The following is a 14,377-nucleotide window of genomic DNA, read 5'->3' on the forward strand; positions in this document are numbered from 1 at the left end:
CGAGCACATGGGTCGTGCTATGGTGGCAACGCCTCCATGAGCTTCGCCGTCGGTATCATCGATCAGCAGGTTCGCGGGCTCGCGACGCGCCTCCACGATCGCATGGAGGCACTCCTCGAAAAGAAGGTCGACGAGACCCTCGGTCGGTCGATCGCGTTCGTCGTGCTGTGTGTCAAGGCCGTCCTCGACCTCGATGACGACGACGCCCTGGACCGACTGACCGAGGGCGGCAACGACTTCGGCGTGGATGCCCTCGACGTCTCCGACGTCTCCGAGGGCGAATTCACCGTCACCTTGTTCCAAGGCAAGTACAAGCACGAGAACCTGGATGGCCAGGCTCACTTTCCCGAGGACGGGGTCGCCAAGGCCGTTGCCGCGATTCGGGCCCTGTTCAACCCCCACGCGCCCGTCGATCTCAACCCACGCCTCCTCGCGCACGTCGAGGAAATCCGCTCGCTGATCGTGGACGGCTACATCCCCCGCGTGCGGTTCTTGCTGTGCAACAACGGCCTGCCGTGGCAACGACCCGTGGCCCAGCGAATCATCGACCGCGAGGGCTTCCCCGCCAATCGCGTCCAGTTCGAGCACGTCAACCACGACACCCTGTTCCAGATCCTCCAGTCGACTCAGCCGGTCGACGAGACCATCCAGTTCTCGGGCAAGGCCGTGGTGGAGGACTTCGACTTCAGCCGAGTGTTCCTCGGCAAGGTCACGGTGGGCGAGATCGCTCGTCTCATGCAGACTCACGGCGACCGCCTGCTCGAGCGCAACGTCCGGCGCTACCTCGGCATGCACGGCAACCGGGTCAATCTGGGCATCCGCAGCACGCTCTGCAACGAGGAGGAACGCCCGAGCTTCTTCTTCTACAACAACGGCATCACGCTGATCTGCCGCCAGTTCAGCCACAACGCGCTCCAGCCCGCCGACCACGAGGTGCGAGTCGAGGGTCTACAGATCATCAACGGCGGCCAGACCTGCAAGACCATCCAGGCCACGCTCGCCGAGCTCGGCCCCGATGCGCCCAGGCTCGACGATGCGTTCGTGCTGGTGCGCCTCTACCAGATCACGGGTGACGACTCGAAGTCGTTCGTCCACACCATCACCTACGCCACCAACAGCCAGAACCCCGTCGACCTCAGGGACCTGCGCTCCAACGACCCCATCCAGAAGCAGCTCGAGCTCGCGATGAAGGACCTCGGCTACGAGTACCGGAGGCAACGGAGCGAGTCGGGGACGAGGCCAGGCGATGTCATCACCAGCGGAATCGCGGCCACCGCCGTCCTCTCGGTGTGGCGCCGTCGGCCTCAGCAGGCAAAGTTCATGTCTGGCGAGCACTTTGGGCGGCTCTACGACGAGATCTTCGGCCACGAGCTCAACGCAGCGCAGGCGATCGTGGCGGTGCTGCTGTTCCGAATCGCCGAGTCCAAGCGCAAGCGGCCACCGTGGAGGGCCCCCGACTTCGTCCGCTACGCCTCGCACTTCGCCGCCATGCTGATGGGCAAGCTGCTCCTCCGAGATCTGGGCATTGGGCTCGACCGACTCGATCACCGCAGTTTCGCCCAGGCCAAGGCTCTCATCGACGAGCGTGGCGAGGAGTACTTCCGCCTCGCCACGTTGGTCATCGGCGCGGGGCTGGAGTCCCTCTACGGAAGGATGGACATCGGCTTCCAGCGGCTGTCGTCCCTCTTCCGGCACGGCGAGCTGCTGCTCGTGCTCGACAGGGACGAGGCCATCGATCCCATGGTCCTGAAGGAGCTGCTCGCGAAGGACGCCGCCAAGACCACGAGGACGCACGATCTCGTCGACTCATGACGGCGCTCGCCGAAGCCGGCCTACGCGGTCGCCTCGGCGGGCTTTTCCTTCTTGCCGTGGCACTTCTTGTAGCGCTTGCCCGAGCCACACGGGCAGGGCTCGTTCGGACGGACCTTTGGCACGTCCTTGACGGCCAGGGCGGCCGCGGCCGCCGCCTCGGTCGCCTCTTCGGGCGAGGCCATGGCGGCCGAGGCCGCCGCGGCCTGCAGCTGCTCCATCGCCCGCCGCGCCGCCTCTTGCAGCTTGTCGAGCTGCTGCCCCGCGGCGACCCGCCGCGGCTGCCCCGCCCCCCGCTGGCGAGCGCTCGCGCGGGTGAGCGCGGTCTCGTACTCGGCGCCCTCCTCGGCCTGTCGCCGCTCCTCCTCGGTGAGCCGCAGGGTGACGACCTTGTCGAGCACGGTCTGCTCGATCCCCTCCCACATCTCCTTGAACAGGTTGTAGCCGCGGATCTTGTACTCGTTCTTGGGGTTGCGCGTGGCGTACCCCACCAGGCCAATGCCGGTCCGTAGGTGCTCGATGTTCTTGAGGTGGGCGATCCACTGGCCGTCGATCTCGTCGAGCCACAGGCGCCGGATGTGGAACAGGTAGGTCGTCAGACCGAACTGCTCCTCGCGCTCGAGCAGGAGCGCCTCGAGGGCGTCCCAGCACACGTCGACCAGGTCGTCGAGGTTCTCGGGGACGTCGCGGAGCTCGAGCTCGACGTGGAAGCGCTGCTCGAGCTGCTTCTCGAGCTCGGGAATCTCCCACTCGTCGGGGTGCACGTCGGCCGGGCAGGTTTGCTCGACCACGTGGGCCACCAGCGCGTTGGCCAGGTCGTGCAGGCGCTCGCGCTGCTGGATCAGCGCCCACGCGATCTCGCGCACCGCCAGCTCGAGCAGCTTGCCGTAGTCACCCTTGACCGCGGCGAAGTCGACCATGGAGCCGTAGTGGCGGTAGAGCTCGTGCGTGAGCGCCTCGGCCTCCACGCCACCGCTGGGCCACTTGCCTCCGGCCACGCGCTCGTCGTCGACCGCCTCGGTGCCGGCCTCGGACTTGGCCGCCACCAGCGCAGCACAGTGGGCATCGATGATCGCCTTGACCCGCTCGCGGATCTTCTCCGACAGCGACTCGATGGTGTGCGGCCCCGACTCCTTGGGCGGATCGGGAAGCTTGTGCTGCTGCTCGTCGCGGGCCTGCTCGTCGAGGATCTCGGGGCGGTAGCGGCCCTCGAGGATCTGGCGGCGCAAGAGGTAGATCGCCTTGCGCTGCTCGTTCATCACGTTGTCGTACTCGAACAGGTTCTTGCGCGTGTCGAAGTGCATGGCCTCGACCTTGCTCTGCGCATTCTCGATGGCCCGGTTGACCAGCGGGGCCTCGATGGGCACGTCCTCCTCCATGCCCAGGCGCTCCATCAGGCCGGTGATGCGATCGGCCCCGAAGATGCGCATCAGGTCGTCCTCGAGCGACAAATAGAACTGCGACGAGCCCGGGTCGCCCTGGCGACCGGCGCGGCCGCGCAGCTGGTTGTCGATGCGGCGGCTCTCGTGGCGCTCGGTGCCGATGATGTGCAGACCACCCAGCGCGAGCACATCCTTCTTCTCGTCGTCGCACTGCTTCTTGAGCCCCTGGTGGAGCTTCTCGAATTCCTCGGGCTCCTTGTCGGGGTCGTAGTGCGCCTTGGCCATCATCTCGGCGTTGCCGCCCAGGATGATGTCGGTGCCGCGGCCGGCCATGTTGGTCGACACGGTGACCGCGTGCTTGCGACCGGCCTGCGCCACGATGTAGGCCTCGCGCTCGTGCTGCTTGGCGTTGAGCACGTTGTGCGCGATGCCCTCGCGATCGAGCAGCTGGTGGATGACCTGGCTCTTCTCGACGCTGGTGGTGCCCACGAGGATGGGCTGCCCCTTGGTCGTGCGCTCGCGGATCTCGGCCACGATGGCCTTGAACTTGCCGCGCTCGTTCTTGTAGACCAGATCGTCCTTGTCGTCGCGAATGATGGAGCGGTTGGGGGGGATCACGAGCACGCCGAGCTCGTAGATCTTGTGGAACTCCTCCGCCTCGGTGTCGGCGGTGCCGGTCATGCCCGCGAGCTTGCGGTACATGCGGAAGTAGTTCTGATAGGTGATCGTGGCCAGGGTCTGGCTCTCGGGCTGGATCGGCACGCCCTCCTTGGCCTCGATCGCCTGGTGCAGGCCGTCGCTCCAGCGCCGGCCCTCCATCTTGCGACCGGTGAACTCGTCGACGATGATCACCTCGCCCTTCTCGACGAGGTAGTTGACGTCCTTCTTGTAGAGCGCGTGCGCGCGCAGGGCCTGGTTGACGTGGTGCAGCAGCTCGTTGTTCTCGGGCGCGTAGAGGTTCTTGCAGTCGAGCAGCCGCTCGATGCGGTCCACCCCCGCGTCGGTGAGCTGCACGCTGTGGGCCTTCTCGTCGACCACGTAGTCGAGATCGCGGCGCAGCGAGGGCACGGCCTGGTTGACCGTGATGTAGAGATCGGCCGGCTTGTCGGCCTCGCCGCTGATGATGAGCGGCGTGCGGGCCTCGTCGATCAGGATCGAGTCGACCTCGTCGACGATCGCGAAGTGCAGGTCGCGCTGCACGTACTTCTCGATCGTCTCCTTCATGTTGTCGCGCAGGTAGTCGAACCCGAACTCGTTGTTGGTGCCGTAGGTGATGTCGCAGCGGTAGGAGCGCTGGCGCTCGCCGTGGTAGAGCCCGTGGACGATGGTGCCCACGCTCATCCCGAGGAACTTGTAGATCTGCCCCATCCACTCCGCGTCGCGGCTGGCGAGGTAGTCGTTGACGGTGATGAGGTGGGCGCCCCGACCCGGCAGCGCGTTGAGGTAGAGGGCCGAGGTCGCCGTGAGGGTCTTGCCCTCGCCGGTCCGCATCTCGCAGATCATCCCGCGGTGCATGCCGATGCCGCCGATCATCTGCACGTCGTAGTGGCGCATGCCCAGCGTGCGCTTGCTGGCCTCGCGCACGCTGGCGAACGCCTCGGGGAGCAGGTCGTCGAGCGAGGCCCCGTTGTCGAGCTTGGTGCGGAACTCGGCCGTCTTGCCCCGCAGCTGCTCGTCGCCGAGCTTCTCCAGGGTCGGCTCGAGCCCATTGATGCGCTCGACCAGCGGCCGCAGCTTCTTCATCTGCCGCTGGTGCTTGGTGCCGAAGATCTTCTTGACGATGCTGCCTAGCATGATGGCTCTCTGAGGCCGGCCTGACTCGGGTGCCGCGCGGGTCCGAGGGCCTTGGGGGCGTGCTGCGCCGGGCTCGCGCGGGGTTCCCACCGCGAGCACGACGCGCAAGGGTACGGCCCGGTCCGTGCGCGTGTCCACGCGCCGAGGACGCGGATCCCGACCGTCCGTGCTTGGCCGTCCTTGGCGGTGCAGGGCCTTGCTATAGTGACCGCCCCAGCCGCCCACGACCCGAGCCACGAGCCCGGCCACGCGCCCCGCCCACGAGCCTCACCATGACCGAAGCCGCCGTGATCCTCGAGATCCGCAACGTTCGCCTGGCCGAGCAGGCCACTCTCCAACCCACGAACCTCGGGCCTTCGCCTTCGGGGGCGGATGAAGAAGGCGTGTTCGTCGCGCTCGACGACCCGCCGCCGGTGCGTACGGTGCTCACCGTGATCGAGGGCGAGCAGCGCCGCGCGCTCGAGGTGGTGTGGGTCGTGGAGGTGCCCGAGCGCAACGCGGCCCGTGGCTTCCATGGCCGCTGGGTGGGGGACGAGGTGCGGCAGCGCGCCGCCAAGGTGGGAACCGAGCATCTGGAGGACGGGACGCCGGTCGTGCAGCCGGTCGTGCCCGACAATAGCCTGTCGATGGACGTATCTGACGCCGTGATGGCGATGCCGGCCCCCGTGATGATCCACGACGACGACACCGGCACGGTCGACGAGGGCGAGGACGAAGAGCGTGCAGCCTCCGACGACGAGGGCGGCAGCGACGAGGCGGCCGTCGAGCAGCAAGTGGCCTCCGACGAGGGCGGCAGCGACGACGCGTCCGCCGAGCAGCAGGCCGCCTCCGACGACGAGGGCGGCAGCGACGAGGCGTCCGCCGAGCAGCAGGCCGCCTCCGACGAGGGCGGCAGCGAGACCAGCGAAGGCGACGCGAACGCCGAGGGCGAAGCAGCGGCCGAAGGCGACGCGAGCGACGACGAAGCCTCCGACGAGGCGGGCTCCGACGACGACCCCGACGGCGGCGGTGACGAGCCCGCTGGCGAAGAGGCCGCCGCATCCGACGACCCCGCCGCCTCGGAAGACGGCAAGAAGCGCCGCAGGAAGCGGAGCCGGCGTCGCAAGTGAGCGGCCGTCCCACCGCCCTCCGCTCGGGCGATCGGGTGCACGTGGTCGCGGCGTCGGGCCCGGTCCCGGCCGAGCGCTTCGATCGCGGCCTGCGAGTGCTGCGACGTCACCTCGACGCCGAGCTCGTGCTCGCGCCGAACATCCACGAGCAAGAGGGCTACTTCGCCGGCTCCGATCGCCTGCGCCTGCAGTGCTTGCACGCCGCGCTCGGCGATCCCGATGCCAGGGTGGTGATGACCGCCCGCGGCGGCTACGGGGCCACGCGCCTGCTCAGCGCGCTCGACCCCGAGCTGCTGCGGCGTCACCCCAAGCTGCTGGTCGGCTTCTCCGACATCACGGCGCTCTTGTGCTGGGCCTGGGTCCGCGCAGGCATTCCCTCGATTCACGGCCCCGTGGTGACCCAGCTGTCCACCACCTGCCCCGACGACCTGCAGCGCCTGGTCGACCTGCTGCGAGGGGAGGTGCCGGCGCCCATCGAGGCCACGGAGGGCACCGTGATCCACGGCGGCACGGTGGAGGGCACGCTCGTCGCCGCCAACCTCGAGGTCCTGCGGGCGCTGGTGGGCACGCGCTTCATGCCCTCGCTCGCGGGAGCGGTGCTCGCCATCGAGGAGGTGACCGAGCGCCCCTATCGCATCGATCGTACGCTCACCCACCTGCTGAGCGCCGGGGCCATGCGAGGCATCCGCGGAGTGGTGGTGGGACAGCTCACCGATTGCGAGGAGCCCGAGACCGGCCGCTACGGCCCCACGGCCCACGACGTGGTGGTGGAGCGGCTGGCCACCCTGGGGGTCCCGGTGGTCACCGGCTTTCCCTTTGGCCACGACCCCGAGCGCAACGCGGCGCTGCCGTTCGGGGCCCGCGTGCGCCTGGTCGCCGACGACTGCTCGCTCGAGCTGCTCGAGCCGGTGGCTGGCCCGCCATGAACCCCCCGACCGCCCCGCCAAAGATGGCATGATCCCGCCGTGCCGCCCTGGTCCCTCGTTGCCATCGGCGTGAGCCTGACCGCCGCCCTGCTGGGACTGTGGCTGTGGCGACGGCCCGGCCCCGACGCCCGGCTCGCCGCCGACGCCCACGACCCCTATCGGCGCTGGGTGCAGAACGCATTCTTGTTGGTCACCGGTGACTGCGACTACGCGCACCTGCCCGGCGCGGAGGCGCGGCGGATCCTCGCCCACTGGTGGGACGTGTACGGGCCGCTCGAGCACCGTCGCACGCTGCTGCAGCTCGCGGACGAGGACGGCCGCGACCACGCATGGCCGCTGTTGCGCTACATCCTGGTGTCTCGACTCGGCGTGGCCGCGGGGATGCTCGCCGACGAGGTCAGCTGGAGCGAGATCGTACCGATCGCTCGCCGGCTGCAGGCGGCCCATCCCGGCTGGCGAGCGATGGCGCAGGCCTACGTGCAGGCGCGACGCCAGTGGAAGGAGCTGCCGCTCGACGGCAGCAGCGACGACGACGGCATGATCACGCTCCTCGACAACCTCGCGCGCCTCGACGACACCCGCTGGAAGGAGCTGCCGTGGGACACGGCGCTGACCCCGGCCGAGTCGGAGGATGGTGCCCATGGGTGAGCGCCACGGTCGACGCAAGCGCGGGCGTCGCAAGGGACCGCCCATGCCGCCGCCGCCCCCCGGTCTCGAGGTCGGGCAGGAGGCCGAGGTCGTCATCGACGAGATCGCTCCCAAGGGCGATGGCGTGGGGCCGCTGGGCGACAAGCGAGCCTATGCAGCGCGCACCATTCCCGGTGAGCGCGTGCGGGTACGGATCCGCCGGCATCGCCGGGAGTGGATCGCGGTCGACTTGCTCGAGGTGCTCGAGCCCTCGCCCGACCGCGTGCAGCCACGATGCCCCGTGTTCGAGCACTGCAGCGGCTGCCAGCTCCAGCACGTGGCCTACCCGCGCCAGCTCGAGCTCAAGCGTGCGATCGTGCGCCAGCAGCTCCGCACCCACGGCGGGTTCGAGGACGCCCCGGTGGCCTCGGTGCTCGGCGCCGAGGATCCCTGGCACTACCGCAACCATGGGCGCTTCACCGTCAAGGACGGCCACCTCGGCTTCGTGCGCCACTTTCGACGCGAGTTCCTGCCGGTGCCGCAGTGCCCGATCATGGAGCCGCGGATCAACGAGGTGATGGCCAGGGTCGACGGGCGACTGCACGGCGCCACCCAGTGCAACGTGCGGGTGGGCGGGGTGCCGGGCTCGCTGATGATCCAGCCCCGACTGCCACAGGTGGAGGACGTGGTGGAGAGCGGGCAGTCCTCCCTCGACGAGCAGCTGCTCGGCCATCGCTTTCGTGTGTCGGCGGCCGCGTTCTTCCAGGTCAATCGCAGGCAGGCCGAGCGTCTGGTCGAGCTGGTGCGCGAGCGCGTGAAGCTCTCCATGGCGGCCCATTCCGCATCGTCGCCCGACGGCGCCGAGGGGCCTTCGGGCGGCACCGTGATCGACGCCTACGGCGGCGTGGGCACGTTCGCCGTGCTGCTGTCGGCCCACGTGGGCAAGGTGATCTCCATCGAGGAATCCGGGCCCGCCGTGCAGGACGCCAAGCTCAACGCCGAGGGACTGACCAACGTGGAGCTGGTGCTCGGCAAGACCGAGGAGGTGCTCGCAGGGATCCCCGGACCGGTCGATGCGATCGTGCTCGACCCGCCGCGCAGCGGGTGCCAGCCGCAAGCGCTGGCCGCGGTGATCGAGCACCGGCCGCGGCGGGTCGTCTACGTGTCGTGCGAGCCCGAGACCCTGGCGCGGGACCTGCGGGTGCTGGTCGACGCGGGCTACGAGCTCGTCGAGGTGCAGCCGGTCGACATGTTCCCGCACACGCACCACATCGAGTGCGTGGCCACGCTGCAGCGGCCGTGACCGGGAACGCGGTAGACTCTCGCTCGCTCCCACGATGGACCGCTCCCTCGATCCCCTGGACGCTGCGGTGATCGTCTTCGTCGTCGCCTGCGCCGGCTTCGGGCTGCTCGTGTCGGCGTTGGTTCACTTCGAGGTCGTCGATCGCATCTTGCCGCTGTGGCCGTTGTTCCTGGCCGTGTCCGCGGTTGCCTGGATGACGCTCGATGTCTGGTCGCCGCCGTCGGCCTCCCCGGGACCGCAGGTGATCCGCCTTGTGGCGTTCGTGTGCGTCGAGGCGCTGGCCGCCGCGCCGATGGTCGCCCTCGGATGGGAGCTCGCCGGGCCGGCGACGGTGGTAGGAGCCGCGCTGGCGGCCGGGGCGACATGCGCGGGCTTGGTGGTCTTCGCCCTGCTCAAGCCCACCACGTACCTCGAGCCGATCGACCCCTTGATCGCACTGGGCATCATGGGGCTGGTGGTGGCCACCGTGGGGCTCGGCCTGGGCCTGCCGCTCCGTTTGGTGTGGGCGGTGCCGTTGCTCGGGCTCACCGCAACGATCGCGCTGCGAGAGATCGCGAGCGTTGCCGGCTTCGGACCGGATCAGCACGTCGCAGGCGGGACCCGCCTGTTCGCCTGTGGTGCGGTGCTCTTCGCCCAGCTCCTGCACTACTTCGTCTCGATGGCCCGGGCAGACGACCTGGTGTGGTTGCTCCTCGTGCGTGCGCTGGGCGGAGCCGACGTGGCGGTCTCATGATTGCGCGATTTGCGCATTAGGCCCGATCCGCGCTCAGGACTCGGGTTCGAAGCGCTCGAAGTCGAAGACGTGGATCCGCTCGAGCATCGGTCGCAGGAACACGTCGGCATAGGCGCGGTGCACCGGATCCACCCGGTAGCGCTCGACCGCCTCGACGTCGTCGAGCACGACCTGCAGGCACAGATCCCAGTCTCGTCGCGTGCGCCCATCCGCCGGAGTGCCGATGCGAAGGGCTCGCACGCCCTCGGCCTTGGGCAAGGTGGACGCCGTGGCTGCGGCAACCTGGGCCCGCTGCTCATCGGTGGCGTAGGCCTTCTTGAGCTTGATCAACACGACGCGCTCGATCACGGCGCCATCATCTCATCGCCTCTCCGACGACCGCCAACGCGAGGGGCCGAGCATCGAGCGAAGTGCCGGATCGAGTACGGCGCCATCATCGAGCCATGCAACCATCCTTGACAGCCCCCGGTACGCCGGCTACGGTGGGTTCGGCCTCGGCGACGCGGCCAATGATGAGCAACTGAGTCGACAACCCTCTGACGAGGGCACTTCACCAAGGTCGTCACAGCCGCCGTATTCGGCGTCCTGTCGCGATTTGGGGTATTTGCTCCGAGTAGGGTCATCGACGCGGTCGCGCAATCTTGCATCGCATTCGGCATCGGCATCGGCTGGTGACCGGTCACGTGCGTGATCGCCCTCGTCCACCTCGACGAGGCGACTCGACATCGAGGGCAAGCACCTTCGGACGCGCCAGGGCTTCGGCTCGGCGGTGACGACGAACCCAATTCGTCCCATGGCCAAGGCCGTGCACGAGACGGGACGGGACGCATGCGTCTCGTCCCGCCGCGAGCACGTGCCTCGGCGTGGGCTGCCTCGAGACCGAAAGGACGACGTCATGCCGAATTCCAAGACCACCCTCACCAGCTCCATCACCCCCGAGTCGAACCCGCTGAGCAACGATCAGCTCGATGCCGCGCTGGTCCCTCACGAGGGGCCTCCGCCAACGGCGGCGATCATCGAGTCCCTGCCGTTGACGGGGCTCGCCTCGGCCCGAAGCATCCGCAACGACGCCCCGGGCATCGGACGACCTCGACGGCCGGCGCGAGGGCGCGGGCACGAGCACGGGCGCGGCGTGCCCAACCGAGCCGATCGGAGGTTCAACTCGCGCCACCGCGGCTGAGCAACGGCTGAGCGACGGCCAGCGCACGCCCAAGGCCCTTGGGCGTGCCTGGCCGGCGCTGGCGGACGAGCACATCAGCGAGTGCCCGATGCCCCGTGATCACCCAGGTTCATGGGCCAGTATGGGTCATGGCTCGGCGAGCCTTGCCAACGGCGCCTCGATGGATCCCGAAGCGCAGAAGGGTGAGCTTCGGCCGTGGGTGTGCGATCATCCCGTCCGTGCAGGTCAACGGCACCGTGCTGCGCTCGCGCACGCTGTTCGTCCGCTCCAAGGGTGACGACGCATGGCAGAGGGTGCTGCACGAGCTGCAGCCGGCCACCCGCGAGGCGGCCGAGGCCGGCTTCCTCGAGACCCGCTGGTATCCATTCGATCTGCTCATCGACATCTCCTCGACCGCCGACCGCATGCTGGGCGAGGGTGACATGGCGCTGTGCCGCGAGATGGGGCGGCACTCCTGCGGCATCACCCTGACCACGATCCACCGCTTGCTGCTCAAGTTCGGCAACATCGGACACCTGGTCGATCGCGCGGCCACGGCCTGGCGCACGCAGTTCGACACCGGGGAGATCGTCGTCCACGAGCGCAGCAACGACCTCTACGTGTTCGAGCTGCGCCGCATCCCCACCCCCCATCGGGCGCACTGCTCCGCGATCACGGGGTGGATGGAGCGCGCCGCGGAGCTGTCGGGCGAGGACGAGTTCGAGCTCGAGGAGAAGTGCCGTGCGCTCGGCCACGGCTACTGCATGTGGACGTTCAAGCGCCGGCCGATGGGGCTCGAGATCTAGCCCCGCGAGGAGAAACTCGCACCGGGCTGGCGCGTGGTGGGACGCATGGGCGACGAAGGTCGAGACAACGAACCAAGGCGAATGGCCCCCTCGATGGGCCTGCTCGCGGTGCTGGGCGTGATGACGGCCGCGTGTCCAGCGACCCCCGAGATCGCGGACCCGACGGCATCGAGCACCTCGGAGGGCACGAACACCGACACCGAGGGCAAGCCGGGCTCGGACACGGGAACCTCGACCAGCGCCACCGCGGGCTCGAGCACGGCCGACGGGTCGAGCGGCTCCACCGACGCCTCGGCCACCACCGAGGGCTCGAGCGACACCACCAACGACTCGAGCACGGGCGAGCCCGGCACGGCGGTGCTCGACGGGCGCGCCGAGAAGGGGCCGCTGATCCTCGGCTCGACCGTGGTGGCAAGCCCGCTCGCGCCCGATGGCATGCCCACCGGCGCGGTCTTCTTCGGCATGATCGACGACGATCTGGGGAGCTTCTCGCTCGAGCTGCCGGTGGGTCTCGTGGGCCTGATGAGCGAAGGGTTCTACTTCGACGAGGTCGCGGGCGAGCTGTCGACCGCGCCGCTGAGCCTGCGGGGCACGGCGGTCGTTCCGGTGGGCGGCGGCCCGAGCCGGGTCAACGTGCTCACGCACCTGCGCGATGCACGGGCGCTGGTGCTGATCGAGACGGGCACCGATCCCGAGCTGGCGCTCCTGCAAGCGGCCGACGAGTGCGTGCAGGCGCTCGAGATCGGGGCCAACGTCATTCCGGCCGGCGCCTTCGATGCCATGGGGATCTTCGGCGCGGGCACGCTCGACGACGCCTACCTGCTGGCGGTCTCGGCCACCCTCATCGCCGCCACCAACGGCTCGCCGGCACAGCTGCAGCTGCTGCTCAACACGCTGGCGGCCGACCTGGCCGACGACGGTCTCATCGATCCCGCCCGGCTCCCCGACCTGCGCGCGGGTGAGTCGGCGGTCGAGGCCGCCACGGTGCTGGCCAACCTCGAGGCCCACGCGCTCGACGTGGGCTTTGCCTGGGTGGCCCCGCCGCTCGACGAGGTGCTCGACCGCGACCACGACGACGTGGCCAACGCGCTCGACAACTGCGTGGGCGTGCCCAATCCCTTGCAGGAGGACGGCGACGGCGATGGTGAGGGCGATGCCTGCGAGGATTGCAGCGACCCGGCCCTCCCCGACCCCGACAACGACGGGATTCGCGACCCCTGCGACAACTGCCCCACACTGCGCAACGTCGCGCAGATCGACTCCGATGGCGACGGGGTCGGCAACGTGTGCGATCCGTGCTCGATGACCGCGGGGGTCGCCGGACCGGCGTGCTGCGATCCCCGCGAGCCGGCGCTGTGGTGCATGGAGAACGACCTGGCGATCCAGAACACCAAGTGCGGCATCTTCGGCGGCGGCTTCGGCCCCGGCTTCGTGTGCAACGGCATCTACTTCGGGTCGTCGGGCTACCTCGAGGACTGCCTGTTCACCTGTGCCGCGGGGCCGTGCGTGCCGTCGGGGGTGCTGCCCGTCGATCCGGCCCCCGTCAGCGGCTACGACTGCGGTCCGGGGGACTCGTGCTGCACGAAGGTCTGCACCACGATCCTCGACGACTGCGGAGGCGTGCCCGACGTCCACTGCATCCCGTGGTTCGCGCCCGGCACGGCACCCCCTGGCCTCGACGACCTGGGGATCTGTGTGGACACCGTGGTCGGGCCATGCGCGGGCGCGGGCGCGGTCGCCAGCGCGTGCTCGGGCGCCACGTGGTGAGTGGCGCCCTTCGAGCCCCACCGCCTCCATGGTAGGGTCGTCGCGCATCGGCAGCCTCCATGCGCACCACCCTTCTGCAAGTACTGCTCTCGATCGGCACACCGTGCGCCTGTGCGGCCCCCACCAGCATGGCGCCATCGCCCGAACGAGCACCGCCCTCCCCCACCCCCGACATGCCCACCACCTCCTCGACCCAAAGTGACGGCGCCTGCAACCCCTCCCGCTTCGAACGAAGCGCCGAGGGATTCACGTGGGTCATCGGCGGCGCCTCGCTCCGATTCCGCACCCATGAGAAGGTGGAGGAGCAATACACCTACAACTACCGGCGGCGCACCGCACGGATCGAGTCGATCGACGATCCCACGATCTACCTCGAGAGCAGCCCCTACACCGAGACCGACTGTGGCGCCCCCCCGGACCCGGAAGGCAACGATCTATGGTGCCTGGTCTCCCATGGGCTTTACGGTGCAGAGTCCCTGTTCCCTCTCATCGAGGCCCACCGCCCTTGTGAGTCGGGGCTGGAGCTGCTCGAGGCGTTCGCGCTGCACTCGACCGCCCCCACCGGTTTCCGGGTGGCACTGACCACGTACCCCGGTGCCCTGTACGAAGAGCTGGGGGAGCTGTCGGAGCAGATGGCCGAGCAGGGGCTCGAGGCCGGGCTCATCGAGGCGATCGATGCCCATGCGAAGGCAGCGGAGGACGCCTATCAGGGCTACGACCGCCCGGAGGACAACGCCAAGTGTGCCGCGGCCCTCGCCGAGGCCCGCAAGCTCCTCGCTCCGCACACGCGATTGGAGGCGGCATGGAGGGCCGATCTCGTCGCGATGCGAGCGCTGGCCCGCCTGGAGAAGCGCTATCCCTACACCCTGGTGGGACCCCGCGAGACCTTCTACGACGTCGTCGATTCCCACACGGACCCGTGGATCATGAAGCCGACGCCACCCCCCTGGTCGGGGCCCTGA

Annotated in this window: 12 protein-coding genes; 10 read left to right on the forward strand and 2 right to left on the reverse strand. The window is 69.2% G+C overall.

Annotation, left to right across the window (positions count from 1 at the left end):
* Positions 1-36: 36 nt before the first annotated feature.
* Positions 37-1,812: an AIPR family protein gene (locus tag OEB96_RS35550; protein WP_266221314.1), complete on the forward strand. Its 1,776-nt coding sequence runs from the start codon at positions 37-39 to the stop codon at positions 1,810-1,812.
* Positions 1,813-1,832: 20 nt separating this feature from the next.
* Here the strand turns inward: OEB96_RS35550 and secA are convergent, their stop codons facing one another.
* Complete coding sequence (secA, locus tag OEB96_RS35555) at positions 1,833-4,985, reverse strand: preprotein translocase subunit SecA (RefSeq protein WP_266221315.1); 3,153 nt, start codon at positions 4,983-4,985, stop codon at positions 1,833-1,835.
* A gap of 272 nt (positions 4,986-5,257) precedes the next feature.
* Between secA and OEB96_RS35560 the strand changes: the two genes are divergently transcribed.
* Genes OEB96_RS35560 through OEB96_RS35580 form a run of 5 tightly spaced genes read left to right on the forward strand, consistent with a single transcriptional unit; the run spans position 5,258 to position 9,683 of the window.
* Complete coding sequence (locus OEB96_RS35560; RefSeq protein WP_266221316.1) at positions 5,258-6,094, forward strand: hypothetical protein; 837 nt, start codon at positions 5,258-5,260, stop codon at positions 6,092-6,094.
* The gene (locus OEB96_RS35565; RefSeq protein ID WP_266221317.1) at positions 6,091-7,020 is read left to right on the forward strand and encodes a S66 peptidase family protein; all 930 of its coding nucleotides are present in this window, start codon (positions 6,091-6,093) and stop codon (positions 7,018-7,020) included. Before OEB96_RS35560 ends, OEB96_RS35565 begins: the two co-directional genes overlap by 4 nt.
* A 39-nt stretch (positions 7,021-7,059) precedes the next feature.
* A complete protein-coding gene (locus OEB96_RS35570; RefSeq protein ID WP_266221318.1) occupies positions 7,060-7,668 on the forward strand; it encodes a DUF1266 domain-containing protein in 609 nt (202 codons plus the stop codon).
* A complete protein-coding gene (locus OEB96_RS35575) occupies positions 7,661-8,950 on the forward strand; it encodes a class I SAM-dependent RNA methyltransferase (RefSeq protein WP_266221319.1) in 1,290 nt (429 codons plus the stop codon). Before OEB96_RS35570 ends, OEB96_RS35575 begins: the two co-directional genes overlap by 8 nt.
* A gap of 34 nt (positions 8,951-8,984) precedes the next feature.
* Positions 8,985-9,683, forward strand: coding sequence for a hypothetical protein (locus OEB96_RS35580; protein ID WP_266221320.1), 699 nt, complete (start codon positions 8,985-8,987; stop codon positions 9,681-9,683).
* Positions 9,684-9,716: 33 nt separating this feature from the next.
* Here OEB96_RS35580 and OEB96_RS35585 read toward each other — a convergent pair whose 3' ends face one another.
* Positions 9,717-10,031, reverse strand: a complete 315-nt coding sequence (locus tag OEB96_RS35585; protein ID WP_266221321.1) for a Dabb family protein — start codon at positions 10,029-10,031, stop codon at positions 9,717-9,719.
* 547 nt (positions 10,032-10,578) lie between these two features.
* Between OEB96_RS35585 and OEB96_RS35590 the strand changes: the two genes are divergently transcribed.
* The 4 genes from OEB96_RS35590 to OEB96_RS35605 all read left to right on the forward strand — a co-directional run bounded on the left by OEB96_RS35590 (position 10,579) and on the right by OEB96_RS35605 (position 14,377).
* The gene (locus OEB96_RS35590; RefSeq protein WP_266221322.1) at positions 10,579-10,863 is read left to right on the forward strand and encodes a hypothetical protein; all 285 of its coding nucleotides are present in this window, start codon (positions 10,579-10,581) and stop codon (positions 10,861-10,863) included.
* A 218-nt stretch (positions 10,864-11,081) separates the two neighbouring features.
* Positions 11,082-11,648: a hypothetical protein gene (locus OEB96_RS35595; protein ID WP_266221323.1), complete on the forward strand. Its 567-nt coding sequence runs from the start codon at positions 11,082-11,084 to the stop codon at positions 11,646-11,648.
* Positions 11,649-11,729: 81 nt separating this feature from the next.
* Positions 11,730-13,415: a thrombospondin type 3 repeat-containing protein gene (locus tag OEB96_RS35600; protein ID WP_266221324.1), complete on the forward strand. Its 1,686-nt coding sequence runs from the start codon at positions 11,730-11,732 to the stop codon at positions 13,413-13,415.
* A 59-nt stretch (positions 13,416-13,474) separates the two neighbouring features.
* Complete coding sequence (locus OEB96_RS35605; protein ID WP_266221325.1) at positions 13,475-14,377, forward strand: hypothetical protein; 903 nt, start codon at positions 13,475-13,477, stop codon at positions 14,375-14,377.

The sequence above is a fragment of the Paraliomyxa miuraensis genome (assembly GCF_026337845.1).
In the GTDB taxonomy this organism is placed as follows: domain Bacteria; phylum Myxococcota_A; class Polyangia; order Nannocystales; family Nannocystaceae; genus Paraliomyxa; species Paraliomyxa miuraensis.

What these genes read in the sequence shown, in the direction of transcription:
- secA (WP_266221315.1), bottom strand. Translation starts at nt 4,985, where the DNA reads ATGCTAGGCAGCATCGTCAAGAAGATCTTCGGCACCAAGCACCAGCGG.
- OEB96_RS35605 (WP_266221325.1), top strand. Translation starts at nt 13,475, where the DNA reads ATGCGCACCACCCTTCTGCAAGTACTGCTCTCGATCGGCACACCGTGC.
- OEB96_RS35575 (WP_266221319.1), top strand. Translation starts at nt 7,661, where the DNA reads ATGGGTGAGCGCCACGGTCGACGCAAGCGCGGGCGTCGCAAGGGACCG.
- OEB96_RS35590 (WP_266221322.1), top strand. Translation starts at nt 10,579, where the DNA reads ATGCCGAATTCCAAGACCACCCTCACCAGCTCCATCACCCCCGAGTCG.
- OEB96_RS35580 (WP_266221320.1), top strand. Translation starts at nt 8,985, where the DNA reads ATGGACCGCTCCCTCGATCCCCTGGACGCTGCGGTGATCGTCTTCGTC.
- OEB96_RS35560 (WP_266221316.1), top strand. Translation starts at nt 5,258, where the DNA reads ATGACCGAAGCCGCCGTGATCCTCGAGATCCGCAACGTTCGCCTGGCC.
- OEB96_RS35550 (WP_266221314.1), top strand. Translation starts at nt 37, where the DNA reads ATGAGCTTCGCCGTCGGTATCATCGATCAGCAGGTTCGCGGGCTCGCG.
- OEB96_RS35600 (WP_266221324.1), top strand. Translation starts at nt 11,730, where the DNA reads ATGGCCCCCTCGATGGGCCTGCTCGCGGTGCTGGGCGTGATGACGGCC.